The 25,358-nt window shown below is 56.2% G+C and carries 26 protein-coding genes; 14 read left to right on the top strand and 12 right to left on the bottom strand.

Annotated elements, in window-relative coordinates; translation table 11 throughout:
* Window positions 1–2: 2 nt before the first annotated feature.
* The 4 genes from ACDI13_RS07730 (at window position 3) to ACDI13_RS07715 (ending at window position 4,275) form a co-directional block, all read left to right on the top strand.
* Window positions 3–1,778 (top strand): acyl-CoA dehydrogenase, encoded by a 1,776-nt coding sequence (locus tag ACDI13_RS07730; RefSeq protein WP_316989693.1) that lies wholly within the window; start codon window positions 3–5, stop codon window positions 1,776–1,778.
* Window positions 1,779–1,907: 129 nt separating this feature from the next.
* Window positions 1,908–2,372: a MarR family transcriptional regulator gene (locus ACDI13_RS07725; protein ID WP_316989694.1), complete on the top strand. Its 465-nt coding sequence runs from the start codon at window positions 1,908–1,910 to the stop codon at window positions 2,370–2,372.
* A gap of 229 nt (window positions 2,373–2,601) precedes the next feature.
* Entirely contained in the window at window positions 2,602–3,747 is a 1,146-nt protein-coding gene (gene nirK, locus ACDI13_RS07720; protein WP_316989695.1) for a copper-containing nitrite reductase, read from the top strand.
* A gap of 198 nt (window positions 3,748–3,945) precedes the next feature.
* Window positions 3,946–4,275, top strand: a complete 330-nt coding sequence (locus ACDI13_RS07715; protein WP_316989696.1) for a c-type cytochrome — start codon at window positions 3,946–3,948, stop codon at window positions 4,273–4,275.
* A 24-nt stretch (window positions 4,276–4,299) separates the two neighbouring features.
* Here the strand turns inward: ACDI13_RS07715 and ACDI13_RS07710 are convergent, their stop codons facing one another.
* From ACDI13_RS07710 to ACDI13_RS07700, 3 genes are all read right to left on the bottom strand, one after another.
* Window positions 4,300–5,094, bottom strand: coding sequence for an exodeoxyribonuclease III (locus ACDI13_RS07710; RefSeq protein WP_316989697.1), 795 nt, complete (start codon window positions 5,092–5,094; stop codon window positions 4,300–4,302).
* A 72-nt stretch (window positions 5,095–5,166) separates the two neighbouring features.
* Window positions 5,167–5,976 (bottom strand): class III extradiol ring-cleavage dioxygenase, encoded by an 810-nt coding sequence (locus tag ACDI13_RS07705; protein ID WP_316989698.1) that lies wholly within the window; start codon window positions 5,974–5,976, stop codon window positions 5,167–5,169.
* 55 nt (window positions 5,977–6,031) lie between these two features.
* The gene (locus ACDI13_RS07700; protein WP_316989699.1) at window positions 6,032–6,433 is read right to left on the bottom strand and encodes a DoxX family protein; all 402 of its coding nucleotides are present in this window, start codon (window positions 6,431–6,433) and stop codon (window positions 6,032–6,034) included.
* Window positions 6,434–6,635: 202 nt separating this feature from the next.
* Here ACDI13_RS07700 and ACDI13_RS07695 point away from each other — a divergent pair, with 202 nt between their 5' ends.
* Both ACDI13_RS07695 and pyrE read left to right on the top strand, forming a co-directional pair.
* Entirely contained in the window at window positions 6,636–7,526 is an 891-nt protein-coding gene (locus tag ACDI13_RS07695; RefSeq protein WP_316989700.1) for a LysR family transcriptional regulator, read from the top strand.
* Between the two features lie 53 nt (window positions 7,527–7,579).
* On the top strand, window positions 7,580–8,254 hold the full coding sequence (gene pyrE / locus ACDI13_RS07690; protein ID WP_094197776.1) for an orotate phosphoribosyltransferase: 675 nt from the start codon (window positions 7,580–7,582) through the stop codon (window positions 8,252–8,254).
* A 49-nt stretch (window positions 8,255–8,303) separates the two neighbouring features.
* Here pyrE and ACDI13_RS07685 read toward each other — a convergent pair whose 3' ends face one another.
* The 6 genes from ACDI13_RS07685 to gatC all read right to left on the bottom strand — a co-directional run bounded on the left by ACDI13_RS07685 (window position 8,304) and on the right by gatC (window position 13,191).
* Entirely contained in the window at window positions 8,304–8,861 is a 558-nt protein-coding gene (locus ACDI13_RS07685; protein ID WP_316989701.1) for a hypothetical protein, read from the bottom strand.
* Window positions 8,858–9,199 (bottom strand): multidrug efflux SMR transporter, encoded by a 342-nt coding sequence (locus tag ACDI13_RS07680; RefSeq protein WP_316989702.1) that lies wholly within the window; start codon window positions 9,197–9,199, stop codon window positions 8,858–8,860. Before ACDI13_RS07680 ends, ACDI13_RS07685 begins: the two co-directional genes overlap by 4 nt.
* The gene (locus ACDI13_RS07675; protein ID WP_372372985.1) at window positions 9,196–9,510 is read right to left on the bottom strand and encodes a multidrug efflux SMR transporter; all 315 of its coding nucleotides are present in this window, start codon (window positions 9,508–9,510) and stop codon (window positions 9,196–9,198) included. Before ACDI13_RS07675 ends, ACDI13_RS07680 begins: the two co-directional genes overlap by 4 nt.
* A 385-nt stretch (window positions 9,511–9,895) precedes the next feature.
* The gene (gatB, locus tag ACDI13_RS07670) at window positions 9,896–11,353 is read right to left on the bottom strand and encodes an Asp-tRNA(Asn)/Glu-tRNA(Gln) amidotransferase subunit GatB (protein ID WP_316989703.1); all 1,458 of its coding nucleotides are present in this window, start codon (window positions 11,351–11,353) and stop codon (window positions 9,896–9,898) included.
* Window positions 11,353–12,873 (bottom strand): Asp-tRNA(Asn)/Glu-tRNA(Gln) amidotransferase subunit GatA, encoded by a 1,521-nt coding sequence (gatA, locus tag ACDI13_RS07665; protein WP_316989529.1) that lies wholly within the window; start codon window positions 12,871–12,873, stop codon window positions 11,353–11,355. The genes gatB and gatA overlap by 1 nt, the downstream gene beginning before the upstream one ends.
* Window positions 12,874–12,882: 9 nt before the next feature.
* The gene (gene gatC, locus ACDI13_RS07660; RefSeq protein WP_316989530.1) at window positions 12,883–13,191 is read right to left on the bottom strand and encodes an Asp-tRNA(Asn)/Glu-tRNA(Gln) amidotransferase subunit GatC; all 309 of its coding nucleotides are present in this window, start codon (window positions 13,189–13,191) and stop codon (window positions 12,883–12,885) included.
* Between the two features lie 271 nt (window positions 13,192–13,462).
* Here gatC and ACDI13_RS07655 point away from each other — a divergent pair, with 271 nt between their 5' ends.
* From ACDI13_RS07655 to rodA, 5 genes are all read left to right on the top strand, one after another.
* Window positions 13,463–14,506: a rod shape-determining protein gene (locus ACDI13_RS07655; RefSeq protein WP_003801946.1), complete on the top strand. Its 1,044-nt coding sequence runs from the start codon at window positions 13,463–13,465 to the stop codon at window positions 14,504–14,506.
* Between the two features lie 61 nt (window positions 14,507–14,567).
* Window positions 14,568–15,449, top strand: coding sequence for a rod shape-determining protein MreC (gene mreC / locus ACDI13_RS07650; RefSeq protein ID WP_316989996.1), 882 nt, complete (start codon window positions 14,568–14,570; stop codon window positions 15,447–15,449).
* Window positions 15,433–16,014, top strand: coding sequence for a rod shape-determining protein MreD (mreD, locus tag ACDI13_RS07645; RefSeq protein ID WP_316989997.1), 582 nt, complete (start codon window positions 15,433–15,435; stop codon window positions 16,012–16,014). Before mreC ends, mreD begins: the two co-directional genes overlap by 17 nt.
* A gap of 14 nt (window positions 16,015–16,028) precedes the next feature.
* Window positions 16,029–17,888: a penicillin-binding protein 2 gene (mrdA, locus tag ACDI13_RS07640; protein WP_316989998.1), complete on the top strand. Its 1,860-nt coding sequence runs from the start codon at window positions 16,029–16,031 to the stop codon at window positions 17,886–17,888.
* Window positions 17,885–19,027 (top strand): rod shape-determining protein RodA, encoded by a 1,143-nt coding sequence (gene rodA / locus ACDI13_RS07635; protein WP_316989999.1) that lies wholly within the window; start codon window positions 17,885–17,887, stop codon window positions 19,025–19,027. Before mrdA ends, rodA begins: the two co-directional genes overlap by 4 nt.
* A gap of 36 nt (window positions 19,028–19,063) precedes the next feature.
* On the opposite strand, the gene mutY is transcribed toward rodA, so the two are convergent.
* Genes mutY through ACDI13_RS07620 form a run of 3 tightly spaced genes read right to left on the bottom strand, consistent with a single transcriptional unit; the run spans window position 19,064 to window position 21,731 of the window.
* Window positions 19,064–20,155, bottom strand: a complete 1,092-nt coding sequence (gene mutY, locus ACDI13_RS07630; protein WP_316990000.1) for an A/G-specific adenine glycosylase — start codon at window positions 20,153–20,155, stop codon at window positions 19,064–19,066.
* Window positions 20,155–21,063: an ABC transporter permease gene (locus ACDI13_RS07625; RefSeq protein WP_316990001.1), complete on the bottom strand. Its 909-nt coding sequence runs from the start codon at window positions 21,061–21,063 to the stop codon at window positions 20,155–20,157. The genes mutY and ACDI13_RS07625 overlap by 1 nt, the downstream gene beginning before the upstream one ends.
* Window positions 21,060–21,731, bottom strand: coding sequence for an ATP-binding cassette domain-containing protein (locus tag ACDI13_RS07620; RefSeq protein WP_316990002.1), 672 nt, complete (start codon window positions 21,729–21,731; stop codon window positions 21,060–21,062). The genes ACDI13_RS07625 and ACDI13_RS07620 overlap by 4 nt, the downstream gene beginning before the upstream one ends.
* A gap of 220 nt (window positions 21,732–21,951) precedes the next feature.
* Here ACDI13_RS07620 and ACDI13_RS07615 point away from each other — a divergent pair, with 220 nt between their 5' ends.
* The 3 genes from ACDI13_RS07615 (at window position 21,952) to ACDI13_RS07605 (ending at window position 25,349) form a co-directional block, all read left to right on the top strand.
* Window positions 21,952–22,968 carry an amino acid ABC transporter substrate-binding protein gene (locus tag ACDI13_RS07615; protein ID WP_316990003.1) on the top strand — a complete coding sequence of 339 codons (1,017 nt, stop codon included), beginning with the start codon at window positions 21,952–21,954 and terminating at the stop codon, window positions 22,966–22,968.
* 98 nt (window positions 22,969–23,066) lie between these two features.
* A complete protein-coding gene (locus tag ACDI13_RS07610) occupies window positions 23,067–24,254 on the top strand; it encodes an amino acid ABC transporter permease (protein ID WP_316990004.1) in 1,188 nt (395 codons plus the stop codon).
* Entirely contained in the window at window positions 24,255–25,349 is a 1,095-nt protein-coding gene (locus ACDI13_RS07605; protein ID WP_316990005.1) for an amino acid ABC transporter permease, read from the top strand.
* Window positions 25,350–25,358 lie beyond the last annotated feature (9 nt).

Here is a 25,358-nt window from a genome sequence, read left to right as displayed (position 1 = left end):
GTATGCAAGCATCACATTATCAGCCCCCCTTGGAGGACTTTCGGTTTGTGCAGCAGTATTGCTTGCAGGCACAAGAGGATTGGTGCCGTTTGCCGGCGCATCAGGAGCTGGATCAGGAAACGGCAGATAGGGTGGTCGAGGCTGCCGGACGCTTTTGTGCCGACGTCTTGGCACCACTCAATGGGCCAGCCGACTTGCAAGGCTGTCGTCTGGAGCATGGCCGGGTCTTGACGCCAGACGGGTTTGCTAAAGCCTATGCGGATTTTGTGGAAGCTGGGTGGCCTGCGTTGGCCTGCGATCCCAGCGTGGGTGGCCAGGGCCTGCCTCAGTTGCTGGATACGGCCTTGCATGAAATGCTGGCATCGGCCAACCATGGCTGGGCCATGTATCCAGGAATTTTGCATGGTGCATATGCCTGCTTGCATGCTCATGGCGATGATTACATCCGCCGCACTTATCTGCCGCCTATCGTTAGCGGACGCTGGTTGGCCACGATGTGCCTGACTGAACCACAAGCTGGCTCCGATTTGGGTTTGCTGCGTACCCAGGCGCTGCCCGAACAAGATGGTTCTTACCGTTTGCATGGCAACAAGATTTTCATCTCCGGTGGCGATCAGGATATGAGCGAGAACATCGTTCATCTGGTGTTGGCTCGTCTGCCTGGTGCCCCTGCCGGGACGCGGGGCTTGTCCTTGTTCCTGGCCCCGCGCCTGATTCCCCACGAGGACGGGCTTGTGCCCAATACGATTTATTGCGATGGCCTTGAGAAGAAAATGGGCATCAAAGGTAGTGCTACCTGCGCGATGCGTTTCGAGGCGGCCCAGGCTTGGTTGCTTGGCAAGCCGCATCAAGGTCTGGCCGCCATGTTTGTGATGATGAACTCGGCTCGTTTGCACGTTGGCTTGCAAGGCTTGGGGCATGCGGAATCCGCGTGGCAATTGGCACGTGCTTATGCTCACGAGCGTCATCAGATGCGGGTGCAGCCCCGCCCGGCAACGGCCAAGGGAGCAGCAGACCCTATTGCCCACCATCCTGCCATACAACGCATGCTTGCCGACTTGCGCGTCTGGACGGAAGGTATGCGGGTGATGGCGGCTTGGACTGCGCATCAGCTTGATTTGGCGCAGAACCTGCCAGAGGGCGACGAGCAGACTCAGGCGCTGGATCTGGCCTCTTTGCTAACCCCGGTCGTCAAGTCGTTCTTTACCGAGCGGGGCTTCGCTCTGGCCAGCGACGCACTGCAAGTTTTTGGTGGCTATGGGTATGTGCATGAGTATCGTATTGAGCAAACGCTTCGGGATGCGCGTATTGCCATGATTTATGAAGGAACCAACCAGATCCAGGCGTTGGATCTGCTGCAGCGCAAGATTGCCGCCGTGGGCCCCGAGGCCTTGCAGCCTTTGCTCCAGGCTTGGCGCGCAGAGGCGGATGCTTGCCTGAGTGCGATGGCGGACTGTCCATGGGGGAAGGCGTTAAGGCAATGGAGCGACCATCTGCACGAGGTGACGACCTATTTGTGCGCCCGTGCTCAGCACGATACGCAAGTGCTGGCTCGGTGTGCGGAGGACTATCTGCGCGTGGTCGGTACCGTGTGCATGGCATTTGCCTGGGCGCGGGCAGGGCGGGTCAGTCGCTTGCAGGCCGATCCCCGTTTGTGTGAGCGCAAGGTGGCCAGTGCCGATTATTTCTTTGAGCATGGCTTGCTGGACGCCCGTTATTACTTGAGCAGGATCGAGGCGGCAGCGGCAAGCACAGCGCCCATGCAAAAGCTCGTCTGAGACGGTTGGCGGGTCTATGTTCTATGATTGACGTCTGCACCGATCAACGGTGTGCCGCTCAGGATGGTGTCGATGTTGTGTCGACACTGTCTTGCAGGCGTTTTTCTTTTTTTAGTCAGACACCAACTCATGGACAGTGCTCTCGAATCCGCTGTTGACCAGTCGCGCCTTCTGCGCTTTCTGGGCTATCGCCTCACGCGTACGGAAATTCATATTCATAAGCTGTTTGCGCATCGTGTTGCCGAGCATGATCTCAAGCCCAGCGAGTTTTCTATTTTGATCTTGCTCGATGCCAATCCGGGAATCTATTTGCGCCAATTGGGTGAAACGCTGGATATCTCGCCGTCCAATTTGGTGCCGGTGGTCGAGCGTCTGGTCAAGCGTGGCTTGATCGAACGCCATTCAGATCCACGTGATCGACGCTTGCAGCAATTACATCTGACTGCCCAAGGCCAGACTTTGCTCTTGCCTGCTGAAGAGCAGGTCGGAAAATTGGAGGAGGAATTGGAACAGATACTCACCGCCACCGAGCGGCGCCATTTGTTCTCGGCCCTGGACAAACTGATGGCCGTCCAAGAGAGTCGCGAAAGCTGATCCGTTGCAGAACGGCTGGGCAGACGATCCTTGCGGATTGGGTTGCTGCGTATCGTTAACAGGTATTTTTTAAGACCGCCTTTTGGGCGGTTTTTTTTGTGCGCATCGCCAATGCTTGCGCTGCAACAAAGATAGCGTAGGTTAAGTGCGTTCAAATACATCCTGTAACTGTTAGAGCAATCAACTATTTAATCAGCAGGCATTAGGCCTGGATCAAACCGGAGGTAGTATGGAACGTCGTCATTTCTTGAAAAGTGCTGGCCTAGGTGTCGCCGCAGGAACCACTTTGTTGGCGGCGCAAGTACAAGCCCGCGAAACAACCGCCCCCAAAAAGAATGCGCCTTGGCTGGCTGCACGTACAGAAGAGCAGATCGCCAAGCTGGAGCGGGTCAAGGTGGATCTGGTTGCGCCTCCCATGGTTCATAAGCATGAGCAAAAAGTGGGTCCCGAGCCGCGTGTTGTGGAATTTCGCATGACCATTTCCGAGCGCGAAATCGAGGTTGACCGTGATGGCACTACTATGCACGCCATGATGTTCGACGATTCCATGCCCGGTCCTACCATGGTGGTGCATGAAGGCGACTACCTGGAGTTGACCCTGGTGAATCCAGCCAGCAACACCATGCCGCACAATATCGACTTTCACGCCTCGACCGGCGCGCTGGGCGGTGCCAAGCTGACCAACGTCAACCCTGGGGAGCAAGCCACACTGCGTTTCAAGGCCGACCGCAGCGGTACCTTCATTTACCACTGCGCACCCGAAGGTTCGGTCGCCTGGCACGTGGTTCAGGGCATGCACGGTACTGTCATGGTGCTGCCACGCGACGGCCTGAAGGATTCGGCTGGCAACTCGCTGCATTACGACCGTGTCTACACCATTGGCGAATTTGACCTCTACATCCCTCGTGATGAAAAAGGCAACTTCAAAAAGTATGGCTCTTCGGCTGAAAGCTACGGCGACACCCTGGAAGCCATGCGTGGTTTGATTCCCAGCCATGTGGTGTTCAATGGCAAGGTCGGTGCTTTGATGGGCGACGGTGCCATGAAGGCCAAGGTGGGTGAAACCGTGTTGTTCATTCACTCGCAGGCCAACCGCGATACGCGTCCTCACTTGATCGGGGGGCACGGTGACTGGGTTTGGGAACTGGGCAAATTTGATGACCCACCCGCCAAGAACCTGGAAACCTGGTTTATTCGTGGCGGTTCGGCCGGTGTGGCGCTCTACACCTTCAAGCAGCCTGGAGTGTACGCCTACGTGAACCACAACCTGATCGAAGCCATGGAGCTGGGCGCCGCCGGTCACGTCCTGGTCGAAGGCGACTGGAACGATGACTTGATGAAACAAGTCAGCCCTCCCGGCCCGATCAAGGCTTAAGACAGGAGTTGGTACCCGGAGCGCGGAGTTGAGGAACAGGAGTACGAATCAATTCCGTCCGGGCTTGCAAGCCGTACCTGGATCGTAATCAGCCAAAGAACAAGCAGGGGGGATGGACTTTGAAAGCCAGGTCCCTTGTTCAGAAAACGAAGTGTCAGCCGGGCATGTGTTCATGCCGACTGTTTAAAGGGTAAAACCATGAGAACCTATCGCTCCGCCACTATGATGTCATCCGCAATGGCCGCTCTGTTTTTGTTGGCCGCTGTACCTGCAGCACATGCCGATTCCGACGAAGCCCTCAAACTATATAAATCGTCGTGTATGGTCTGCCACGCATCCGGAATGGCCAATGCGCCCCGTCTGGGTGATAAGGCTCGTTGGGCACCCTTGATTGCCAAAGGTGAAGACGCCTTGATGGAAGTGGTTATCAATGGCAAGGGTGCCATGCCGCCGCGTGGTGCTGCCCCCAAGGCCACTGACGAGCAATTGCGCAGTGTGGTGCGCTACATGATTGAGAAGGGCAGCTAGGGCGCTGACCTTCTCAGACTGGGCTTACAAGCTCCAGTCGTAGTCAACCGTCAAGGGCGCATGGTCACTGAAACGCTCTTCTTTATAGACTGTGGCATGACGCGCCTTGGCAGCAATACCTGGGGTGGCAATTTGATAATCAATGCGCCACCCCACATTTTTGGCCCAGGCCTGGCCGCGGTTGCTCCACCAGGTGTAGCATTCGTCGGTGGTATCGGGGTGCAGACTGCGATACACATCGACCCAGGACAGCTCGCCCAGCACTTTTGTCATCCAGGCACGCTCTTCAGGCAGAAAACCGCTGTTTTTCAGGTTGCCTTTCCAGTTTTTCAGATCGGCTTCGTGGTGTGCAATATTCCAGTCGCCACAAATAATGAACTCGCGGCCGGTATCGCGGTGTTCCTGCATCAAGCCATTAATCCACTGCTCAAAATGATCCAGAAAGCGGTACTTGGCCGTTTGGCGCTCGTCGCCCGATGAGCCCGAGGGCAGGTAGGCGCTGATCACACTCAGGTTGCTCCAGTCGGCGCGGATAATGCGGCCTTCGGCATCGAATTCTTCGCAGGCCATGCCTTCGGCCACACTTTCTGCCTTGTGGTTCAGGTACAGGCCGACACCGCTATAGCCTTTTTTCTGGGCATGATGGAAATGCCCGTGGTATTGACCGGGGTTGGTCAGGTCAGGGGTCAGATCAGGCTCGCTGATCTTGATTTCCTGCATGCAGACAATATGAGGTTTCTGGGCTTCCAACCAAGCGGGCAGGCCTTTACGAAAGGCAGCCCGAATACCGTTGACGTTTAACGAGGTGACGCGTAACACGTGGCAATTCTCCTTATAGCGTCAGCACTGTAACCCGTAACTTGCCTGGATGTCAGTGGCCGTCAGAGCTTGTTACGTGGCCGAGCCAAAGCGGTAGCTGGACACGGTCAAGCCCCCAAAGGCCTGAGTTTCATGGTGAAAGCGATACGCGGCATCGCCACGCGCTGCTCCGGCAGCCACCATGATGGGGACCAGATGATCTTCGCGGGGGTGGGCAATACGGGCTGCCGGAGCCTGTTCCCAACTCATCAAGGCTTGACGACGAGCGGCAGAATCCTCCAGGTTCAGGCTTTGGTGCAGCCAGGCATCAAACTGGGCAGAGGGCTCTACACCACCGGCTCCCATATTGCGCAGGTTGTGATAGCTCAGGCCGCTGCCAATAATCAGCACATCCTGGTCCCGCAAAGGTGCAAGCGCCTCGCCCATGGCGTAGTGCAGGGCCGGGTCGTAGTTGGCGTGAATGGACAGTTGCACCATAGGCACGTTCGCCTGCGGGTAGATCACATAAGCCGGTACGAAAGCACCGTGGTCAAAGCCGCGCTGCCTATCCAGTTGAGTGGGCAGGTCAGCGTCTTGCAGCAGATGACAGACCTGCTGGGCCAATGCTGGATCGCCCGGTGCAGGGTAATGGATCTCGTAGGTGTGGGGCGGAAAGCCGTAGTAGTCGTACACCATGCTCGGTTGTGCCGCTGCTGCAACCAGCAAATTGGTCTGTTGAGCTTCCCAGTGAGCGGAGACCATCAAGATCGCTTTAGGGGTGCGGCCCAGTTGGTGTGGAATATCTTGCAAGGCAGTACGCAGCGGGGCGTACATGGTTTGCGCCTCGGACATCCAGGGCCAGGGTCCACCACCGTGCGAAATGAAATAGGTGGGCATAGTCATGATGATCTCCAGCCCCTGCCCAGATAGAGGCAGGGGATAAGGGGGTAGTCAGGCGTCAGTCTTTGCGGCGACCTGCGTCAATGCTCCAGGGGCCTGGGCCAGCAAAAGCCAGATAGAGGAACACAAAGCAGAACAGAACCGCCGCTTCGCCGCCGTTGAGAATTGGAGTGGCAAAAGTGCTGGAGCTGGCGTGACCAATAAAGTAAGCAAACGCGCACAGGCCCGATGCAACAAAGGCCGCAAAGCGAGAAAACAGTCCAAGCACCAGCAAGCCGCCCAGAATGAGCTCCAGGATGCCTGCAACCCCATACAGGGAGGTGATCTGCAGGTTGGCAAACATGTCTACTTTGGGGAAGCCGAGGATCTTGGCAGTACCGTGTGTCAGCAGTAAATAGCCTGTGACGATGCGCAGCAGGCTAAGGATGCGAGGAGTCCAACTGGAGGTAAGGGCGCTCATGTATTTTCCTTTGGAAAGTTGACAGTATCGGTAAAACAGCACCGGGCCCGAGACAGTGGCATCGCTTCGATGTCAGCCAGGAGCTGGTCCCGCCCGTTCAAGGTCCAGACAGGCATCGGGTTGGCACTTTATGTAGATTAATCAATTACTATCAGGAAATAAACATACCGATTTTCATTAGTTACTTTCTTATTAGGAAAGCATGGATACGATTCAGAGTTTGCGAGTGTTCAGGGAGATCGTCGTGGCGGGCAGCTTTGCAGCGGCGGCGCAGCGCCTGGACATGTCAGCGCCTATGGTCAGCAAACACCTGGCCAATCTGGAAAAACAGCTAGGTGCCCGCTTGCTCCATCGCAGCAGCCGTCGTTTGAGCCTGACAGAAATGGGGCAGACTTACTTTGACTATTGTCTGCAGGCGCTCGATACCCTGGAGCGTGGTCAACAGGCCTTGTCGGGCTCAGCGCATCAACCACAAGGCGTGTTGCGGGTCACAGCACCCGTGTGGTTTGCAAACCGCAAAGTGGCACAACTGCTGCAGGATTACCAAACGCGCTTCCCGGAAGTGACCCTGGACATGAGTCTGAGCAATCACAAAGTGGATTTGGTGGCGGAAGGTTTTGATTTGGCCCTGCGAGTGATGCGTGAGCCTGCCCCACATCAGATTGCACGTCTTATTTGCCCCACCCCTTTTCATTTGGTGGCCAGCCCGGCGTTTGTGGCCCGGCACGGCATGCCGCGCAACTGCGCGGAGGTGATGCGCCTGCCTGCCATCAGTCCCAGTTATTTGCAGCAGCCTAGTTTTGAGTTTCTAGGGCCGGACGGGCCGGAGTCTTTGCGGCTCAATCCCTTCATGCGTTCGGACAACACGAACCTGACCTATTACAGTGCCCTGGGCGGAGCAGGGTTGGCCTATTTACCCGAATGGCTGGTGATGGATGATCTGGACAGTGGTCGTTTGATTCGGCTGTTGCCCGATTACACCGAAGCGCTGCAACAACTGCACGCCGTCTATGCCAGCCGTCGCTATTTGACACCTAAAGTGCGCAGTTTTATCGACTTCTTGCTAGAAGAACTGGCCGAAGCTGCCAAGTGATGGCTCACAACACGCTAAAATGCCTTTCGTCTCTATCTTTTTCATACTCTGTCATGTCGGCTACTAACGATAATCGTCGCAATTTTGTGCGCTTTTCCCTGGAACAGGGAGTGCTGCGCTTTGGGGAGTTCAAGGTCAAGTCTGGCCGTTTGAGCCCTTACTTTTTCAATGCCGGCCTGTTCAATACGGGACGTAGCGTAGGTCAGTTGGCCCGTTTCTATGCCCAGGCTTTGCTGGATTCGGGCGTGTCGTTTGACATGCTGTTTGGTCCTGCCTACAAAGGGATTCCTCTGGCTGCCGCGACCTCGATTGCTCTGGCCGAACACCCACAAATCGGTGACCGTGACGTGCCTTTTGCCTTTAACCGCAAAGAAGCCAAAGATCACGGTGAAGGTGGCACCCTGGTGGGCGCTCCCCTGCAAGGCAAGGTCGTGATTATTGATGACGTGATTACCGCCGGTACGTCCGTGCGCGAATCCATGCAGATCATCAAGGCCGCTGGTGCAGAACCTGCAGCGGTGCTGATTGCTCTGGATCGTATGGAGCGTGCCGGTAATGATCAGGAGCTGTCTGCGCATTCTGCGGTGCAGGAAGTGGAACAGACTTACGGCATTCCGGTGATCAGCATTGCCTCGCTGGCCGACATCATGGCGGTGCTGGCGGATGACACCACATTGGCGGCGCATGCTCCCCAGGTGAAGGCCTATCGCGATCGCTACGGTGTCTGACATAAACCGTATGCCCATCCCACAGCGAGGTCCATCGTTCGGCCGTCATTCACATTTTTGTCACGGAGCGCATTGTGGCGAGCAAATCCTGACGAGTGGGAATGTGTGTGGACAGCAGTCCTTCGATCAGCAGCCCATCTACCAGCGCGGTTAGGGATCGAGTCGTCTGTTCATCGGCAAAGCGCCGAATGGTGTCCCTAAGTACTTGCATGGACGCTTCGCTATATAGGCGAAATGCGGGTCGGCGCAGTGCCAGGAAATAGAGTTCGTACGATAGGATTGTTTCCTGCCGGTCGTGCGTCAGGCGTATGACGATCAGTTCGGCCAATCCAGCGATCAGTTCATCCAAGGATGAGATGGTCGCGCTCCATGCGTTCATTTCCGTCTGGCGCTTGTGTGTCAGGCGCTCGATGGAAGCGATTAGCAACGCATCAAGATCACGAAAGTAGTAGGTGGTCGAGCCTAGAGGAACGCCCGTCTTTGCCGCCACAGCGCGGTGGCTGACGCTCTGGACCCCCTCGCTCAGCATCAGGGACAGTGCAGCATCAACCAGACGGTCGCGCCGTCCGGGATCGCCTGCACCTCGTTTGCCGTGTGTCCTGGTCATGACACTTGCCTATGGTTGATCAAGATCACGCCGACGGTGATCAGGGCAATGCCGATCACGTTGGCCAGTGTCATGGCTTCACCGAAAAATACCCAGCCAGATAAGATCAGCAGCAAGGTGCCCAGGCCCGCCCAGACGGTATAGGCCACACTTGCGGGAATCCTGGTCAGTACATGTGAGAACAGGAAAAGGACCAGCACATAGACCCCAAACGATACCAAGCCGGGCGTGGTGTGCCGGAAGCCATCCGATAGTTTTAGTAATGAGGTAGCGCCTGCTTCAAAGAATACCGTCGCCAGCAGTAGCCACCATGTCTGCCGCGTGGGCGATTGCGTCATGCCCAGACCCCTAATACGGCGATACCCGCCAGGACACAGAGAACGCCGGCTATACGGCTAGTGGATAAAGACAGGCGGAACACCCATCGGTCGATGGCCAGTAAGGCGAGAGCGACAAGTCCCGTCCATACGGCATGTGCCAGCGCCACGGGCATTAAGGTCATTGCGTGCGCCAGCAATACGGTCGAGCCGGCGTAGCACAACAATGCCAATGCGCTGGGAACCGGTTTTCGAAGTTGTGCCGAACCTTTGAAGGCCAGGGTGCCCAGGGTGCTGCACAGAGCACCGAGGGCGAGTGTGGGTATGACCACATCGCCTCCCAAGATAATAAATGTACAAGTGTACACAAATTGCTCTGTTTTTGCTTAGGCATGAATCTATGCGCCGTTCTGCAACAAGCAGCGAAATGCTTTGTCGGCGCGGTTGCTCGTGCTGCTTTGGCAAGACGGCCCGCCAAGATTCTGATCATCTATGACAGTGATGACGCAGATTCTCAGCTTGGATGGGAAGTGTAGATCTGTCTGGCAGATAGGTATGGCGATGTCGATTGCGTGGTCGAGATGCCGCATTTGGGTCAATGTGACGTAAAAAAACACCAAGCTAGGTAAGCCCCCCAAAGGTCGGACTAATGTCCAACTTTTTGGGATGGCTTACAAGGCCTGGTGTTTTTGTATTCGCTTAGCGCAGAGTTCGGACTTAAGCGTCCAGCTTTTGCTTGAGCATTTCGTTGATCTGCTGTGGATTGGCCTTGCCCTTGGCCACCTTCATGACCTGACCGACCAAAGCGTTAAAGGCTTTGGGCTTACCGGCACGGTGTTGTTCGACGATGCTGGGGTTGGCGGCCAGTACTTCGTCCACCATGGCCTCAATGGCACCCACGTCGTTGATCTGCTTCAAGCCACGGGCGTCGATAATGGCATCCACATCGCCATTGAGCTCGCCGTCCCACTGTGCCGCGAACACGTCACGGGCAATCTTGTTGGAGATGGTGCCGTCAGCAATACGGGCAATGAGTTGAGCTAATTGTGCAGGGCTGACTTTGGACTGCTCAATGCTGATTTCTTCGCGGTTCAAGGCAGCCGAGAGTTCGCCCAGAATCCAGTTGGCAGCCAGTTTCGCATTGGCGCTGGAACCCGCTTGCAAGATGGCTTCAAAGAAGTCTGCGGTGGCACGGTCTACCGTCAGTTGCGAGGCGTCGTAACGGCTCAGTTCAAATTCTTGCTCGAAGCGAGCCAGTTTCTGGGCAGGCAGTTCAGGCATGTCCTGACGAACCTGTTCGATCCACTCTTCGCTGATAAACAGAGGTGGCAGATCAGGATCGGGGAAGTAGCGGTAATCGTGCGCATCTTCCTTGCTGCGCATGCTGCGGGTTTCGTCGCGGTCCGAGTCGTACAGGCGCGTTTCCTGGATGACTTTGCCACCGTCCTCGATCAGCTCGATCTGGCGGCGTGCTTCGTATTGAATGGCACGTTCCAGGAAGCGGAAGGAGTTGATGTTCTTCAGTTCGCAACGGGTGCCAAATTCTTTCTGGCCTTTGGGGCGTACCGATACGTTGGCGTCTACGCGGAAGGAGCCTTCCTGCATATTGCCGTCGCAAATGCCCAGCCAAACCACCAGACTGTGCAGTGCGCGTGCGTAGCCCACGGCCTCAGCCGCCGAGCGCATTTCAGGTTCGGACACGATTTCCAGCAGCGGCGTGCCTGCGCGGTTCAAGTCGATCCCGGTGCTGGACTCGCCGTATGGACCACGGAAGTTTTCGTGCAGGGATTTACCGGCATCTTCTTCCAGGTGGGCGCGTGTCAGATTGATGGTTTTTTCTTCGCCATCCAGCATGAAGCTGACTGTGCCGCCGCTGACCACGGGAATTTCCATCTGGCTGATCTGGTAGTTCTTGGGCAGATCCGGGTAGAAGTAGTTTTTGCGCTCGAACACGGAGCGCGGCGCAATGTGGCCACCGACGGCCAGGCCTAGGCGAATTGCCCGTTCGGCAGCGCCACGGTTAAAGACGGGCAGCGCGCCGGGTAAGGCCATATCGACTTCGTTGGCCTGCGTGTTGGGCAAGGCGCCAAAGCGGGTGCTGCTGCTGGAGAAGATTTTGGATTCGGTCGAGAGCTGGGTATGGGTTTCCAGCCCGATCACAATTTCCCATTCCATTATTGTTGTCCTGGTTGACGTTGATGCCAGTCGGTGACTTGCTGGAAGCGGTCGGCAAAGGCCAGCAATTGGCCTTCACGGAAGTAGTTGCCAATGATTTGCAGGCCGATGGGCAAGGGGCGCTCATCCTTGCTGAAGCCGCAAGGAATGGACATGGCGGGCAGGCCGGCCAGGCTGACGCCCAGTGTGTAGACATCGCCCAGCCAGTCGGTAGTGGGGTCCTCGATGGTGGCACCCAGCTTGCGGCCCAGGGCCGGTGTGACGGGACCCAGGATCAGGTCGCACTGTTCAAAGACTTTCTGGAAGTCGTCCACAATCATGCGGCGCACGCGTTGGGCTTGCAGGTAGTAGGCGTCGTAGTAGCCATGCGAGAGCACGTAGGTGCCGACCAGAATGCGGCGCACCACTTCAGGGCCAAAGCCTTCCGAGCGCGAGCGCGAAATCATGCTGTTCAGATCGGTGTACTGGCTGGCGCGGTGGCCAAAGCGTACGCCGTCAAAGCGCGACAGGTTGGTCGAGGCCTCAGCGGGGCTGATGACGTAATAAGTAGGGACAGACAATTCCGTCAGGGGCAGTTGCACGGTGACGCGTTCTGCCCCCAGGCTTTCGTAGGTTTTCAGTGCAGCTTCGATGGCGTCGGCAACGACCGGGTCCAGGCCGGGGCCAAAGAACTGGGCGGGCACACCAATACGCAAGCCTTTCAGGGGCTGGCTGCCTTGGGCTTCTTGCTGCGCCTGTTGCTGTTCAAATTGCTGGCGAATGCGCGCGCCGTTATTGGGCTGGTCGTCGCAAAACTCCAGGCTGGTGGCATCTTGCGGGTCGAAACCACACATCGTCTCCAGCAGGTCCAGCAAGTCGCGTGCATTACGGGCGATAGGGCCGGCCTGATCCAGGCTGGAGCCATAGGCAATAATGCCAAAGCGGGAAATCGTGCCGTAGGTGGGCTTGATGCCGCTGACGCCACACAGGGCAGCAGGCTGGCGGATCGAACCGCCGGTATCGGTTGCCGTTGCACCGGCGACCAGGCCAGCGGCCACAACAGCGGCTGAACCACCCGAGGAGCCACCGGGCACCATGGAGTGATCCCAGGGGTTGCGTACGGGGCCAAACACGGAGCTCTCGTTGCGCGAGCCCATGGCGAACTCGTCACAGTTCAGTTTGCCCAGCGAGACGGCACCGGCTGCCTGCAGCTTGGTCACAACCGTGGCGTCAAAGGGGCTGACGTAGCCTTCCAGCATTTTGCTGCAGGCGGTGGTCTGCCAATCCTTGGTGACAAACAAATCTTTGTGGGCGATAGGGATGCCGGTCAGTGGGCCGGCCTTGCCTTGGGCAATCAGGGTATCGGCGGCATCGGCCTGGGCCAGGGTCAGAGCAGCGTCCTGCTGCACAAAGGCATTGAGCTCTTGTTGACGGGCGCTATTGTCCAGGGATTGCTGGGCCAGCTCGCGGGCACTGACGGTTTTGTTTTGCAGGGCTAGTCGCAGCTCTGCAATCGTTGCGAATTCAGGGGTAAAAGACATGGTTTTGCTTTATTCGATGACCGTGGGTACCAGAAACAGGCCATCCTGCTCGGCGGGGGCGTTGCGCATCATGGCCTGACGGCTTTCTACCGTTGCGCAAGGCAGGGCCTTGTCCTCGCGCAGACGCAGACTGATCTGCTGGCGGGCGGACAAGGGATGGGCCATGGGCTCAACGCCTTGGGTGTCAACGGTTTGCAAGGTCTGGATCAGGCCCAGGATGCGCGTCAAATCGTGCTCGACCTGGGAGGCTTGTTCAGCAGAAAGATCAAGGCGCGCCAGTTGCGCTATACGGGCAACATCCTGTTCAGTGATAGACATGTGGGTGGGTACTGGAAAATAAGTAATAAAAAAAAGCGGAAATCTGTCAGTTAGGGACAGTTTGGCACTTTTACAGCAAATGCGGGGGTTACAGAACTTAACTGACCATTAAAACAGTCCTAATGTAGAGCAATTATAAGTTATCATTGACCGTTTCCTTTCCAGGTATTTTTGAATTCGTTGCCTGGTTCTTGTGCCTGTCGTTTTGCGCTTGAGTTCCGCGCCGAATTTACCTGTCTTTTCCCCCAAACACTTTACACTTTGCGCGCCCATGTTCGGATTCCTACGCAGTTACTTTTCCAGCGATATGGCAATCGACCTCGGTACGGCCAATACCCTTATCTATGTACGCGGCAAGGGTATCGTACTGGATGAACCGTCCGTTGTAGCCATCCGCCATGAAGGTGGACCTAATGGTAAAAAAATCATTCAGGCCGTTGGGCAGGAGGCCAAGCAAATGCTGGGTCGGGTGCCTGGCAATATTGAAGCCATCCGGCCCATGAAAGATGGCGTGATCGCAGACTTTACCGTCACCGAGCAAATGCTCAAGCAGTTCATCCGCATGGTCCACCCACGCAGCATGTTTGCCCCCAGCCCCCGTATTATCGTGTGTGTGCCTTGTGGCTCCACTCAGGTAGAGCGTCGCGCCATCAAAGAATCCGCATTGGGCGCGGGTGCCAGCAAGGTCTACCTGATTGAAGAGCCTATGGCAGCAGCCATTGGTGCCGGTCTGGCGGTGTCCGATGCCAGTGGTTCCATGGTGGTGGATATTGGTGGTGGTACCACCGAGGTGGCCGTCATTTCTTTAGGCGGCATGGTTTATAAGGGATCGGTGCGCGTTGGTGGCGACAAGTTCGATGAAGCCATTATTAATTACATCCGTCGCAATTACGGCATGCTCATCGGTGAGCCCACCGCTGAATTGATCAAAAAAGAGATTGGCTCTGCATTCCCTGGTACGGAGATTCGTGAAATTGAAGTCAAGGGTCGCAATTTGTCTGAAGGGGTGCCACGTAGTTTCACGGTTTCGTCCAACGAGATCCTGGAATCGCTGACCGATCCCTTGAATCAGATCGTCTCTGCGGTTAAAACCGCCTTGGAACAAACCCCTCCTGAACTGGGTGCGGATATTACCGACAAAGGTATTGTCCTGACGGGTGGTGGTGCGCTGGTTCATGATCTGGACCGTCTGCTGCAAGAAGAGACCGGTTTGCCCGTTGTGGTGGCTGAAGATCCTCTGACTTGCGTGGTACGGGGTTGCGGCGAGGCTCTGGAGCATTTGGAGCGTCTGGAGTCCGTATTCATTTACGATTGATCTTTGCTTGGTCCCTACGGCAAGGCCTGCTCGTTGGGACAAGTGATCGAGTGTTTGAGTAATGCGAGAACAAGGCTCCATCCGGCTATTTAGGCGCGGCTCATCAGCTGAGCTGCGTTTGGCCGCTCTTTTGGTGCTGACGGTGGGCCTGTTGATCACTGACGCTCGTTACGCTGTGCTTGAACCTGTGCGGCAGGCTATTGCCACCGTCTTGTATCCCTTTCAGCGTGTCATGCTCGCTCCGCGCGATCTGGTAACTTACTTCAGCAGTTGGACAGATGCGGCCTCGACCGCCCGTTCTGAAAAAGAAGCCTTGCAACGCCAGCGCATTGAGCTGGCCCAGCTCTCTACCCATGCGGCCCAGCTTTCTGCTGAAAACGAACAATTGCGTCGTTTGCTGCAAGTGGCCGATACCGTCACCCAGCCTTCTGTTGCGGTTGAGGTTCTGTACGAACCGCCCAATGGATATGCGCGTCACCTGATTTTCAACAAGGGTTCGGCAAGCGGTATTCGTCCCGGCATGCCCGTCATTGACGAAGGCGGGGTTGTCGGGCAGGTGGTGCGTGTCACGCGCTTTACTTCAGAAGCCGCACTGATTACTGACGACAAAGTCTCGGTACCGGTACAGGTGCTGCGTAATGGACTGCGCCTGATTGCCTTTGGCGGTAACCCTGGTGGCAAGGTAGAGGTACGTTTTCTGACCAACGATGTAGACCTGGAGCCTAACGATACCTTGATCACGAGTGGTATCGGTGGTTTGTTCCCTGCTGGTTTGCCGGTCGGTACGGTCAGTAGTATCGAGCGCGATGATGCTTCCGGCTTTGCGCTGGCTTTGGTGACGCCCTTGTCGCACCCCGAGCGTTACCGTCATTTTCTAGTTTTACTGGTGCCCGAGAGCGAACGCCCTCTTGAACAGGAGGATGCTGATGACGCGACGCGCTGAGTCCTCGGACACCTCTAACCGTAAAACCCGGTCCTCATCTTTGAGCAGTTTGCAGCCTATTGATAGCAGCCCGTTTTCGCGTGCTTCCAGCCCGTGGTTGGTGTGGGGCTCAATTCTTTTGATGTGGCTAGGGTCCATGTTGCCCTGGCGCCTGTTGCCCTTTGCACCGGACCTGCTGATGTTGGTACTGGGTTTTTGGGCTGTTCATGAACCGCGCCGTGTTCCCATGTCCCTGGCTTTTGTATTGGGCATTTTGGTGGATGTACATGATGGTAGCCTCCTTGGCGAGCATGCCCTGGCCTATGTGCTGGTTGTGTACGGCGCCTTGCTGTTGCGCAAACGTATTCTGAACTTTGGCATGTGGATTCACTGCCTGCACATGGCGGTCGTGCTGCTGCTGGCACAGTTGATCGTGCAGGTGTTGCACGCGTGGCTGGTGGGGGAGTGGTCTGGTTGGGAGTGGGCGGGTGGTGCCTTGCTGACAGCCGCTTTGTGGCCGTTGGCCGATAGTGTGCTGTTCTTGCCGCAGCGACGTCTGGACGAGTCCGACTCCGGCTCGTCCTGATTGGTAGGGCGGCTATGTTTGAATTTAAAAAAACTTCGCATCAGTTACGCCAACGCATTTTTTTTCGCGTTCTGGTGGCGGCCGTTCTGGCCTGCATACTGCTGGCGGTTTTGGGCGTGCGCTTGTGGTATTTGCAAGTGGTGCGCTATGAAGGCTTTGCCGCCCGAGCCGATCAGAACCGTATTGCCGTCATTCCGATTACTCCTCGCCGAGGCGAGATTCTGGACCGCAATGGCGAGGTTCTGGCCCGTAATTACCGGGACTACACCTTATCGGCCGTGCCGGCCAGTCTGGGCGAGCCCGTGGACGAAATGCTCGATCGTGTTGGCGAGTTGGTGGAGCTAAGCCCACGCGCTCGTCGTCGATTCAAGCAGAATGTCGCCCAAAATAGCCGATATTCCGAAATTTTGCTGCGCAATAACCTAAGCGATGATGAAGCGGCCTGGTTTGCTGCCCATGCTTTCAAATTCCCCGGTGTGACCTTGCAGGCCCGCTGGGTGCGTGAGTACCCACACGGCGAGTCAGCAGCGCATGTGCTGGGGTATGTAGGCCGGATTTCCGAAGGCGATCAGCAGCGTCTGGAAGAAACCGGGCAAACCGGTAACTACCGAGGCACGCAGGTCATTGGCAAAAAAGGGATTGAGAAAACCTGGGAAAAGACCCTGCACGGACGCACAGGTATCGAAGAGGTGGAAGTGGCCGCTTCAGGTCGCCCTGTACGCACCTTGAGCCGCGTGGACCCTGTGCCGGGGGCCAGCCTGCGTTTGTCTCTGGATATTGGCCTGCAGAAAATGGCGGAGGGTTTGTTCGCCGGGCGACGTGGTGCGCTGGTGGCGATTGAGCCCAGCACGGGGGAAGTGCTGGCGTTTGTGTCGGCGCCGTCCTTTGACCCGAACTTGTTTATCGACGGTATCGACGTAGAAAATTGGCGCAAGTTAAATGATTCGCCCGATCATCCGCTGATTAACCGCCCTCTGTACGGTACCTATCCGATTGGGTCGACCTATAAGCCCTTTGTGGCCTTGGCGGCGCTGGAAACCGGCAAGCGCAAGGCGACCGATCGTATTTCCGACCCCGGCTATTTTGAGTTTGGTGGCCAGCGTTTCCGTAACGCGGGTGGGGCGGTTTACGGGTCTACCGATATGCACCGTGCTCTGGTGGTGTCCTCGGATACTTACTTCTACTCCTTGGGCCCAGAAATCGGTGTCGATAATCTGCACGACTTCATGAAGCAGTTTGGCTTTGGCCAGCATACTGGTATTGACCTGGATGGCGAACGCCGGGGCATTTTGCCGTCTACCGAGTGGAAACGTAAGGCGTATCGCAAACCGGCGCAACAGCGTTGGTATGCTGGGGAGAGTATTTCCGTGGCGGTAGGCCAGGGCTATAACTCTTTTACCGTGCTGCAACTGGCCCATGCCACGGCTGTGCTGGCCAGCAATGGCATTGTGCGGCCCCCACATCTGGTTACCCAGACGCTAAGCCCCTACGACCCGGAAATTGAGCAACCCGTTCGTATTGATGCCAAGCTGATTGCCTTGAAGCAGGAAAATGTCGACGTGGTCAAGCAGGCTTTGGTCGATGTGGTGCGCCAGGGTACGGCACGTCGCGCTTTTGCGGGAGCGGCCTATCAGGCTGCTGGAAAGACGGGGACTGCGCAGGTCTTTAGTTTGCGCGGTGCCAAGTACAACGCGAACGCCATTGACGAGCGACTGCGGGATCATGCCTTGTTCATGTCTTACGCTCCGGCAGAAAATCCTAAAATTGCTGTTGCCTTGATTGTGGAAAACGCAGGGTGGGGTGGTTCGGTTGCGGCACCGATTGTGCGCAAAGTCTTTGATTACTGGTTGGTGGAGCGGGGGCAGATGCAATGAAGCGACTGTTGCAACTGGGCCTGAGAGCCATCACCGCTTTTGATTGGCCCTTGTTGTTGCTGCTGGTTTTGATGGCCGCGCTGGGCATGACGATCATGCATTCAGCGGTCGGGGGGACGGACTGGCGCTTTGCCGATCAGGTTCGGAATTTCCTGCTGGCCTTTGGTGTGATGTGGGTGGCCGCCCTGATTCCCCCGACGATGTGGATGAAGTTGGCCCCGGTCGTTTATTCGGTTGGGGTAGTCCTGCTCTTGGGGGTGGAGTTCTTTGGCGAGACCAGCAAAGGCGCGACGCGTTGGCTGGATCTCGGGGTGGCGCGTATTCAACCCTCGGAAATGCTCAAGATTTCTGTGGCGCTGATGCTGGCCTGGTATTTCCATCGCTATCAGCGGCCCAAGATGAGCCTGCTGGACTTTGTGGTGGCGGGTATTTTGCTGATGATCCCGTTCCTGCTGATTGTGCGTCAGCCGGACTTGGGTACGGCCTTGCTGGTATTTGCCGCTGGTTTCTGCGTGATTTATTTTGCTGGCCTATCCTTCAAACTGATCGTGCCGATTGTGGTGGTGTTGGTGCTGGGGATCAGTGCTCTGCTCTATTACGAAGACTATATCTGTGTTCCTGACCTGGATTGGGTGGTACTGCACGATTATCAGAAACACCGGGTCTGCACGCTGCTGAATCCGGGTAGCGACCGTCTGGGCAGGGGCTTTCATACCATCCAGTCCATGATTGCGATCGGTTCTGGTGGTGTTTACGGCAAGGGTTACATGATGGGCACCCAGTCCCATCTGGATTTCGTGCCCGAGCGGACTACCGACTTTATTTTTGCGGTGTTTGCCGAAGAGTTCGGTTTGTATGGCGGCATCATGCTGCTGGTGCTGTATGCCTTGCTGATTCTGCGCGGCTTGTCGATTGCTGCTGCAGCTCATACGCAGTTCAGTCGTCTGCTGGCGGGTTCCATGTCCATGATGCTGTTTGTCTACGTGTTCGTGAATATAGGCATGGTCACGGGAATTTTGCCCGTGGTGGGCGTACCTTTGCCATTCCTGAGCTACGGCGGTACAGCCTTGATGACGCTCGGTGTGGCCTGCGGAATGCTGATGAGCATCAGCAACGATAAGCCCACGCGGCCTGCATAGCGCCGCTCACCCCGGATTACGCCGGGGGGCTTGGCATTAGCTCAGAAGTAATTGTTCACTATCATTGCTCTGGTACAAGCCCAGCAGCAGCTTGCGTATGGGAGCCGGTAAGGCGGTCTGTTCCAGAGCTTCATGATCCTGCCATTGCTGGCCTGCCACGGGCTCGGCCAGGGTGGACTCATTCACATGTAGCAGCCACGGCGTGATATGCAGCTTGAAGTGTGAAAACACGTGTTGGAAAGAGGCCAGCGCAATCGCTTCCTCATGGGACCAGTGCAGCGCCGCCGTTTGCAGGCTGATGGCATCGTCGAACTGGGGCAAGGTGAGCAGGCCACCCCAAATACCCTTGTCAGGTCGTTGCTCCAGTAAGACCTGCCCGTTCAACTCCACAATCAGTACATGTGTATAGCGTTCATCCTGACGGATACGCTCTTTGGGGCTGGGCAGTTCGGACTGAGCCTGGTGGCTGTGGGCATAGCAGTCGCTTTGTAGCGGACAGAGACTGCAGGTGGGTTTGCTGCGCGTGCAGCATTGCGAGCCCAGGTCCATCAGCCCTTGGGTGTAGGCCGCCATATCCAGGCTGGCCGGAGCAAGCTTTACCACTTCATCTGCTTTGGCCCACAACGTATTTTCCACCGCCTTTTTTTGTGTGGACCCATAGATGCCGAAGTAACGCGTGAACACACGCTTGACGTTGCCATCCATGATGGGGCTGCGCTCGCCAAAACAGAAAGCGGCGATGGCACAGGCGGTAGAACGTCCTATGCCGGGCAAGGTCGCCAGATCCGTGGCATTGCCGGGGAAACAGCCATCCCATTTCTCCACGACTTCTCGGGCACAGCGGTGCAGGTTACGGGCACGGGCGTAGTAGCCCAAACCGGCCCAGTAGGGCATGACTTCATCTTGCTCGGCAGCGGCCAGATCCTTGACGGTAGGGAAGCGTTCCAGAAAACGCTCGTAGTAACCCAGGACGGTGGCGACCTGGGTTTGCTGCAACATGATTTCGGAAAGCCAGACGCGGTATGGGTCTTGTGTGTTTTGCCAGGGGAGATGGTGGCGGCCGGAGATTTTTTGCCAGGCCACCACTTTTTTGGCCAGATCTTGGGGACGGGGTTCAGGAAGTGACATCAATATTGGGTACTACGGGTAACAGACCAGCGAGCCGCCAAGGCGCCCAAAATAGCGACCAAAATAGCCGCTGTCAGCAAAAGCGAAAATTCCGGCAGCATGAGCGTCAGTTGGATGCCATAGCTTTGGGCCAGGCTGGATAAGGCTTTATTCAGCGGAGTTAATGCCAACAAAGCCAGACCGCATGCCAGGGCGCTGGCAAGCAGACCGGTCAGTGCCCCCATATACAGGAAGGGGCGACGTACAAAGGCCTCGGTTGCGCCGACCAAACGGGCCACGGCAATTTCTTCGCGCTGGTTCAGGGCTTGCAGACGGACGGTATTGAACACGGTGGCAATCACGACCACCCCTACGCCTGCCATCAGAATCCATAAGCCAATACGGATAAAACTCAGGATTGCGGCCAGACGCTGTACCCATTCGCTATCGAGCAGGACACTATCCACGTCTTCGCGCCTTTGCAGGGATTTGGCTAAGGTATCGGCCCGCGTAACCAGATCGGGTGTTTCATGCAGGGTCAGCACAATGGCGTGTGGTAGAGGGTTGCTGGGCAAGGCGCCCAAGGCCTCTGTCCAACTGGGGTTGCCCTGTAATTGTGTGAGTGCCTGTTCTTTGCTGACCAACCGGATATTGGCTAGTTCAGCTTGAAACTCTGTACCTACGGCCTGGCTGAAGGCCTGGGCCTGCTCCAGCGTGCTGTTCTGCTTCATGAACACGGTCATTTCGGGTGAGGTAGGGATCTCACGCACGACAGGCTGAGCGGCCAGCAAGATACTGGCGCCCAGTACTGGCACCGCCAAGGTCAAGGCAATGACCAGCAAGTTGGACAGAGAGGAGAAGGGTTGTACACGTAGGCGGCGCAAAGCCACCAGGAAGGCATATTGATGATGGCGCAGCCAGGTTCTCATGCCAGTACTCCTGGGTGATCGGAAAAGCGGCCGTCCTGAATCAGCAGGGTGCGACGCGCATAGCGTGCCATCAAATGCAGATCGTGCGAGGCAATCAGGGTAGTGACGCCCACCCGGTTAAAGTCCATCAAGACATCCATGATACGTTTGGCGTTATCAGCGTCCAGATTGGCAGTCGGTTCGTCGGCAATCAAAATAGCCGGGCGATTGACAATCGCGCGGGCAATAGCCAGCCGTTGTTGTTCACCACCGGACATTTCCACCGGCTTTAAGTCCTCTTTGCCGCGTAGCCCCACTTTTTCCATGGCGGCGCGGGCACGTGCCTGGGCGGTACTGGGCTCCAGACCGACGACTGCCAGGGGCAGGAGCACATTGGCCAGGGCACTGCGGTCTTGCAGCAAGTGTGTATCTTGTAAAACCACACCCACTGCGCGTCGCAGATAAGGTCGTGCGCGGGCTGGCAGCTTGTCCAGCCTGTGTCCGTTGACCTGGACCGAGCCACGGCTAGGTAGCTCCAGTCCTCCGATCAGACGTAATAAAGTGGATTTACCTGCTCCGGATGGGCCGGACACAAAAATAAATTCGCCGTCATCAATGCGAAAATTAATGTCAGCTAGGATATTTTTACTGCGGCCATACGATTTGAAAACGTGTTGGAACTCGATCATCGCGACGCACAATTAAAGAGGGGTCTGCTTGAAAAGCCCCTGGGAAATGAGCACGGGGGCCTGCCTGGAAGTGTCGGCGTAGGTAAAAGTAGTTGTCAGATTGTTAGAGGGAAACTCCCGATGTGTGTTTGCACAGTCTGGCTCTACGATTGGACACCACAGCTTAGCTGCAATTGTAATCTGCATCCATTTACCAAAAGTAAACAGGAGGTGATATTCCATGACCTTAGTGAAAACCATTGCATGTAGTGTTGCGTTGATGGCCTTGGCCGCTAATGCACAAGCAGGTGAAACACTGGACGCCGTCAAGAAAAAGGGCTTTGTTCAGTGTGGTGTCTCAACAGGTATTGCAGGATTCTCACTGGCCGATAGCAAGGGAGTCTGGTCTGGTATTGACGTAGACATGTGCAGTGCGATAGCCGCTGCTGTTTTTGGAGATGCAAAAAAATACAAGGTTACGCCCTTGACCACTCAGCAGCGTTTTACGGCCTTGCAATCAGGGGAGGTCGATGTGCTGACCCGTAACACGACGGCGACGATCTCGCGCGACACGACATTGGGTTTAGTCAGTACGGGCACTAACTATTATGACAGTCAGGGCGTGATGGTGAAAAAATCCCTGGGCGTGAAAAGTGCCAAGGAGCTGGATGGAGCCGCTGTGTGTGTACAACCTGGTACCACGACCGAGCTGAATCTGGCGGACTGGTTCCGGGCGCAGGGCATCAAGTTCAACCCTGTGGTGATCAACAACCCTGAAGAAGCCATGCGCTCCTTTACCTCTGGTCGTTGCGACGGCTTTACCAGCGATAAATCTCAACTGGCAGCCATGCGTGCTGCCCAGACGACACCGGATGAGTTTGATATCTTGCCGGAAGATTTTTCCAAGGAGCCGTTGGGCCCGTTCGTGCGTCAGGGGGACGATGATTGGTTCACGCTGGTGCGATGGACATTGAATGCCATGCTGGAAGCGGAGGAATATGGCATTACCAGTGCTAATGTGGATGAAATGACCAAGAGCGATAACCCTAATGTTCAGCGCATTCTGGGCGTGTCCGGCGAACTGGGTAAAGGTTTGAAGCTGGATAACAAGTGGGCCTACAACATCATTAAACAGGTCGGCAATTACGGCGAAAGCTTCGAGCGTAATCTGGGAAAATCAACAGCATTGAAGCTGGATCGCGGTTTGAATGCACAATGGCGTGACGGTGGTGTGATGTACGGCTGGCCAGTGCGTTAAGATTTCGGTCTTCGCTGTTTGTTTTTGCGTCTGGCCTGGGCCAGACGCGCGCCACCTCGCAGGGCTACGCGTAGTGCTGCATCCATGGGTTTTACGCTATGGCACAAAATACACCTGCCGCGCCAGCCCCCCCTAAACGGCGCCTGTCCTGGAATGATCCGTTCACACGCGGCATTATTTACCAGGTGCTGATTTTGGGTGTGCTCGGTTTCTGTGTGTGGTATCTGGTTTCCAATACCTTGCACAACTTGGCTGTTCGCAATATTTCTACCGGCTTTGATTTCCTGAATCGAGAGGCTGGCTTTGCCATTGGCGAGTCGGCCGTGGCGTATACGCCGTCAGACACCTATGGGCGGGCCATCCTGGTCGGCCTGGTCAATACGCTGAAAGTGGCGGTGATCGGCATTATTGCTGCCACCGCGTTTGGCACTTTGCTGGGTATTGCCCGTTTGTCCAAGAATTGGTTGGTTTCCAGGCTGGCTGGCTTGTACGTAGAAGTGATGCGTAACGTGCCGCTGCTGCTGCAATTGTTCTTCTGGTACGCCCTGATTACCGAGACCTTGCCCGGACCGCGGCAGGCTTTGAATCCGCTGGGCGGCGTATTTTTATCGAATCGTGGCTTGAAGTTGCCGACCTTGCAGGGCGATGGCATGGACTGGATCTTCATGGGTCTGGGTTTGGCCGTGGTGCTGTGGGTCTTGATGGCGCATTGGGCGCGTCGTCGCCTGGAAAAAACGGGCCGCCCTTTCCCTACCATCCGCTTTGGTATTTTGTTGCTTATTGTGATGCCGGTTCTGGCCCTATTGCTCAGTCCTGCGCCCTTGGCGCTGGATATGCCACGTTTGCAAGGCTTCAACTTTGTCGGAGGCGTGACCTTATCGCCTGAGTTTGCTGCCCTGCTAGCCGGTTTGGTCACCTATACCTCGGCTTTTGTCGCGGAAGTGGTGCGCTCCGGTATTCAAGCAGTGGGCAAAGGGCAGTGGGAGGCGGCGCAGGCGCTGGGTCTGTCCCGTGGCCGCATGATGCGTCTGGTGGTTCTGCCTCAGGCTTTGCGTGTGATTGTGCCGCCCATGACCAGCCAGTACCTGAACCTGACTAAAAACAGTTCTCTGGCAGTGGCCATTGGCTATCCCGATATTGTGTCTGTGGTGAACACCACCTTGAACCAGACAGGCCAGGCGATTGAAGGCATTTTGATTATTATGGCGGCCTATCTGACGGTCAGCCTGTCGATCTCGGTCTTCATGAACTGGTACAACAATCGCATTGCTTTGGTGGAGCGTTAAATGAGTCATACGCCTACATCCACCGTAAGTGGGCCACCGCCACTGCAGCGGGGCACCCTGGGCTGGCTGCGCCAGAATCTGTTTTCTTCCCCCCTGAACGCCATCTTGACGGCGCTGTCGGCCTGGTTACTGTTGATGACCGTACCAGCGATGATCGACTGGCTGTTCATCAAGGCCAATTTTGATGCACAAACCGCGCAGGATTGTCGGGCCAGTGCCGGTGCGTGCTGGGCTTTCATTCGTGAAAAGCATCGCCTGATCCTGTTTGGCATCTATCCCTATGACGAGCAGTGGCGGCCTTTGTTGGCCTCTGTCCTGCTGACCCTGTTGATCGTGTGTAGCTGCGTGCGTTGGTTCTGGAAGCCCTGGTTGCCTTTGCTATGGCTGGTCGGTCTGGTCGTCGTGGGCATTTTGATGTGGGGCGGGGTGCTGGGCTTGAGCTATGTGGAAAACAGTCTGTGGGGTGGCTTACCGCTGACCTTGATTCTGGCCACTTTCGGCATCGCTTTTGCTTTCCCTTTAGGCTTGTTGCTGGCTTTGGGGCGTACTTCGCGTTTGCCTGCCGTCAAGGCAGTGTGTGTGGTTTACATCGAACTGATTCGTGGTGTGCCGCTGATCAGCTTGTTGTTCATGTCCTCGGTGATGTTGCCTTTGTTCATGCCCGAGGGCTTTAATATCGACAAACTGCTGCGCGCCCAGATCGCCATCATTCTGTTTGCAGCGGCCTACATTGCAGAGACCGTGCGGGGTGGTTTGCAGGCTATTCCCAAAGGACAGTATGAAGGGGCGGCCTCGCTGGGTTTGAGCTATTGGCGCACCATGCGTCAGATCATTTTGCCGCAGGCCCTCAAGATCGTGATTCCGCCATTGGTAGGTATCTTTATTTCCTTGTTCAAGGACACCTCCCTGGTCGTGATTATCGGTATCTTCGATTTGACCCAGGCGGCCAAAGTGGCCCTGGCCGATGCGGCTTGGCGCGGCTTTAGCCGGGAAGCCTATCTGTTCATCGCACTGATTTATTTTGTGTTCTGCTATTCCATCTCTCGCTACAGTCGTTCGTTGGAGCGACGTTTGCAAACGGGTTATGAACGCTGACACAGGTAG

This window comes from Alcaligenes faecalis, from assembly GCF_041521385.1.
GTDB lineage: Bacteria > Pseudomonadota > Gammaproteobacteria > Burkholderiales > Burkholderiaceae_B > Alcaligenes > Alcaligenes faecalis_E.
This window is presented reverse-complemented; position numbering and strand designations above follow the sequence as displayed.

Coding starts and splice junctions, on each gene's coding strand:
- mreC (WP_316989996.1), top strand. CDS start 14,568: ATGCGAGAACAAGGCTCCATCCGGCTATTTAGGCGCGGCTCATCAGCT.
- ACDI13_RS07685 (WP_316989701.1), bottom strand. CDS start 8,861: ATGACCAGGACACACGGCAAACGAGGTGCAGGCGATCCCGGACGGCGC.
- ACDI13_RS07610 (WP_316990004.1), top strand. CDS start 23,067: ATGGCACAAAATACACCTGCCGCGCCAGCCCCCCCTAAACGGCGCCTG.
- gatA (WP_316989529.1), bottom strand. CDS start 12,873: ATGTCTTTTACCCCTGAATTCGCAACGATTGCAGAGCTGCGACTAGCC.
- mutY (WP_316990000.1), bottom strand. CDS start 20,155: ATGTCACTTCCTGAACCCCGTCCCCAAGATCTGGCCAAAAAAGTGGTG.
- gatC (WP_316989530.1), bottom strand. CDS start 13,191: ATGTCTATCACTGAACAGGATGTTGCCCGTATAGCGCAACTGGCGCGC.
- pyrE (WP_094197776.1), top strand. CDS start 7,580: ATGTCGGCTACTAACGATAATCGTCGCAATTTTGTGCGCTTTTCCCTG.
- ACDI13_RS07605 (WP_316990005.1), top strand. CDS start 24,255: ATGAGTCATACGCCTACATCCACCGTAAGTGGGCCACCGCCACTGCAG.
- ACDI13_RS07655 (WP_003801946.1), top strand. CDS start 13,463: ATGTTCGGATTCCTACGCAGTTACTTTTCCAGCGATATGGCAATCGAC.
- ACDI13_RS07725 (WP_316989694.1), top strand. CDS start 1,908: ATGGACAGTGCTCTCGAATCCGCTGTTGACCAGTCGCGCCTTCTGCGC.
- ACDI13_RS07620 (WP_316990002.1), bottom strand. CDS start 21,731: ATGATCGAGTTCCAACACGTTTTCAAATCGTATGGCCGCAGTAAAAAT.
- ACDI13_RS07715 (WP_316989696.1), top strand. CDS start 3,946: ATGAGAACCTATCGCTCCGCCACTATGATGTCATCCGCAATGGCCGCT.
- nirK (WP_316989695.1), top strand. CDS start 2,602: ATGGAACGTCGTCATTTCTTGAAAAGTGCTGGCCTAGGTGTCGCCGCA.
- ACDI13_RS07700 (WP_316989699.1), bottom strand. CDS start 6,433: ATGAGCGCCCTTACCTCCAGTTGGACTCCTCGCATCCTTAGCCTGCTG.
- ACDI13_RS07615 (WP_316990003.1), top strand. CDS start 21,952: ATGACCTTAGTGAAAACCATTGCATGTAGTGTTGCGTTGATGGCCTTG.
- mreD (WP_316989997.1), top strand. CDS start 15,433: ATGACGCGACGCGCTGAGTCCTCGGACACCTCTAACCGTAAAACCCGG.
- rodA (WP_316989999.1), top strand. CDS start 17,885: ATGAAGCGACTGTTGCAACTGGGCCTGAGAGCCATCACCGCTTTTGAT.
- ACDI13_RS07695 (WP_316989700.1), top strand. CDS start 6,636: ATGGATACGATTCAGAGTTTGCGAGTGTTCAGGGAGATCGTCGTGGCG.
- ACDI13_RS07625 (WP_316990001.1), bottom strand. CDS start 21,063: ATGAGAACCTGGCTGCGCCATCATCAATATGCCTTCCTGGTGGCTTTG.
- mrdA (WP_316989998.1), top strand. CDS start 16,029: ATGTTTGAATTTAAAAAAACTTCGCATCAGTTACGCCAACGCATTTTT.
- ACDI13_RS07705 (WP_316989698.1), bottom strand. CDS start 5,976: ATGACTATGCCCACCTATTTCATTTCGCACGGTGGTGGACCCTGGCCC.
- gatB (WP_316989703.1), bottom strand. CDS start 11,353: ATGGAATGGGAAATTGTGATCGGGCTGGAAACCCATACCCAGCTCTCG.
- ACDI13_RS07730 (WP_316989693.1), top strand. CDS start 3: ATGCAAGCATCACATTATCAGCCCCCCTTGGAGGACTTTCGGTTTGTG.
- ACDI13_RS07680 (WP_316989702.1), bottom strand. CDS start 9,199: ATGACGCAATCGCCCACGCGGCAGACATGGTGGCTACTGCTGGCGACG.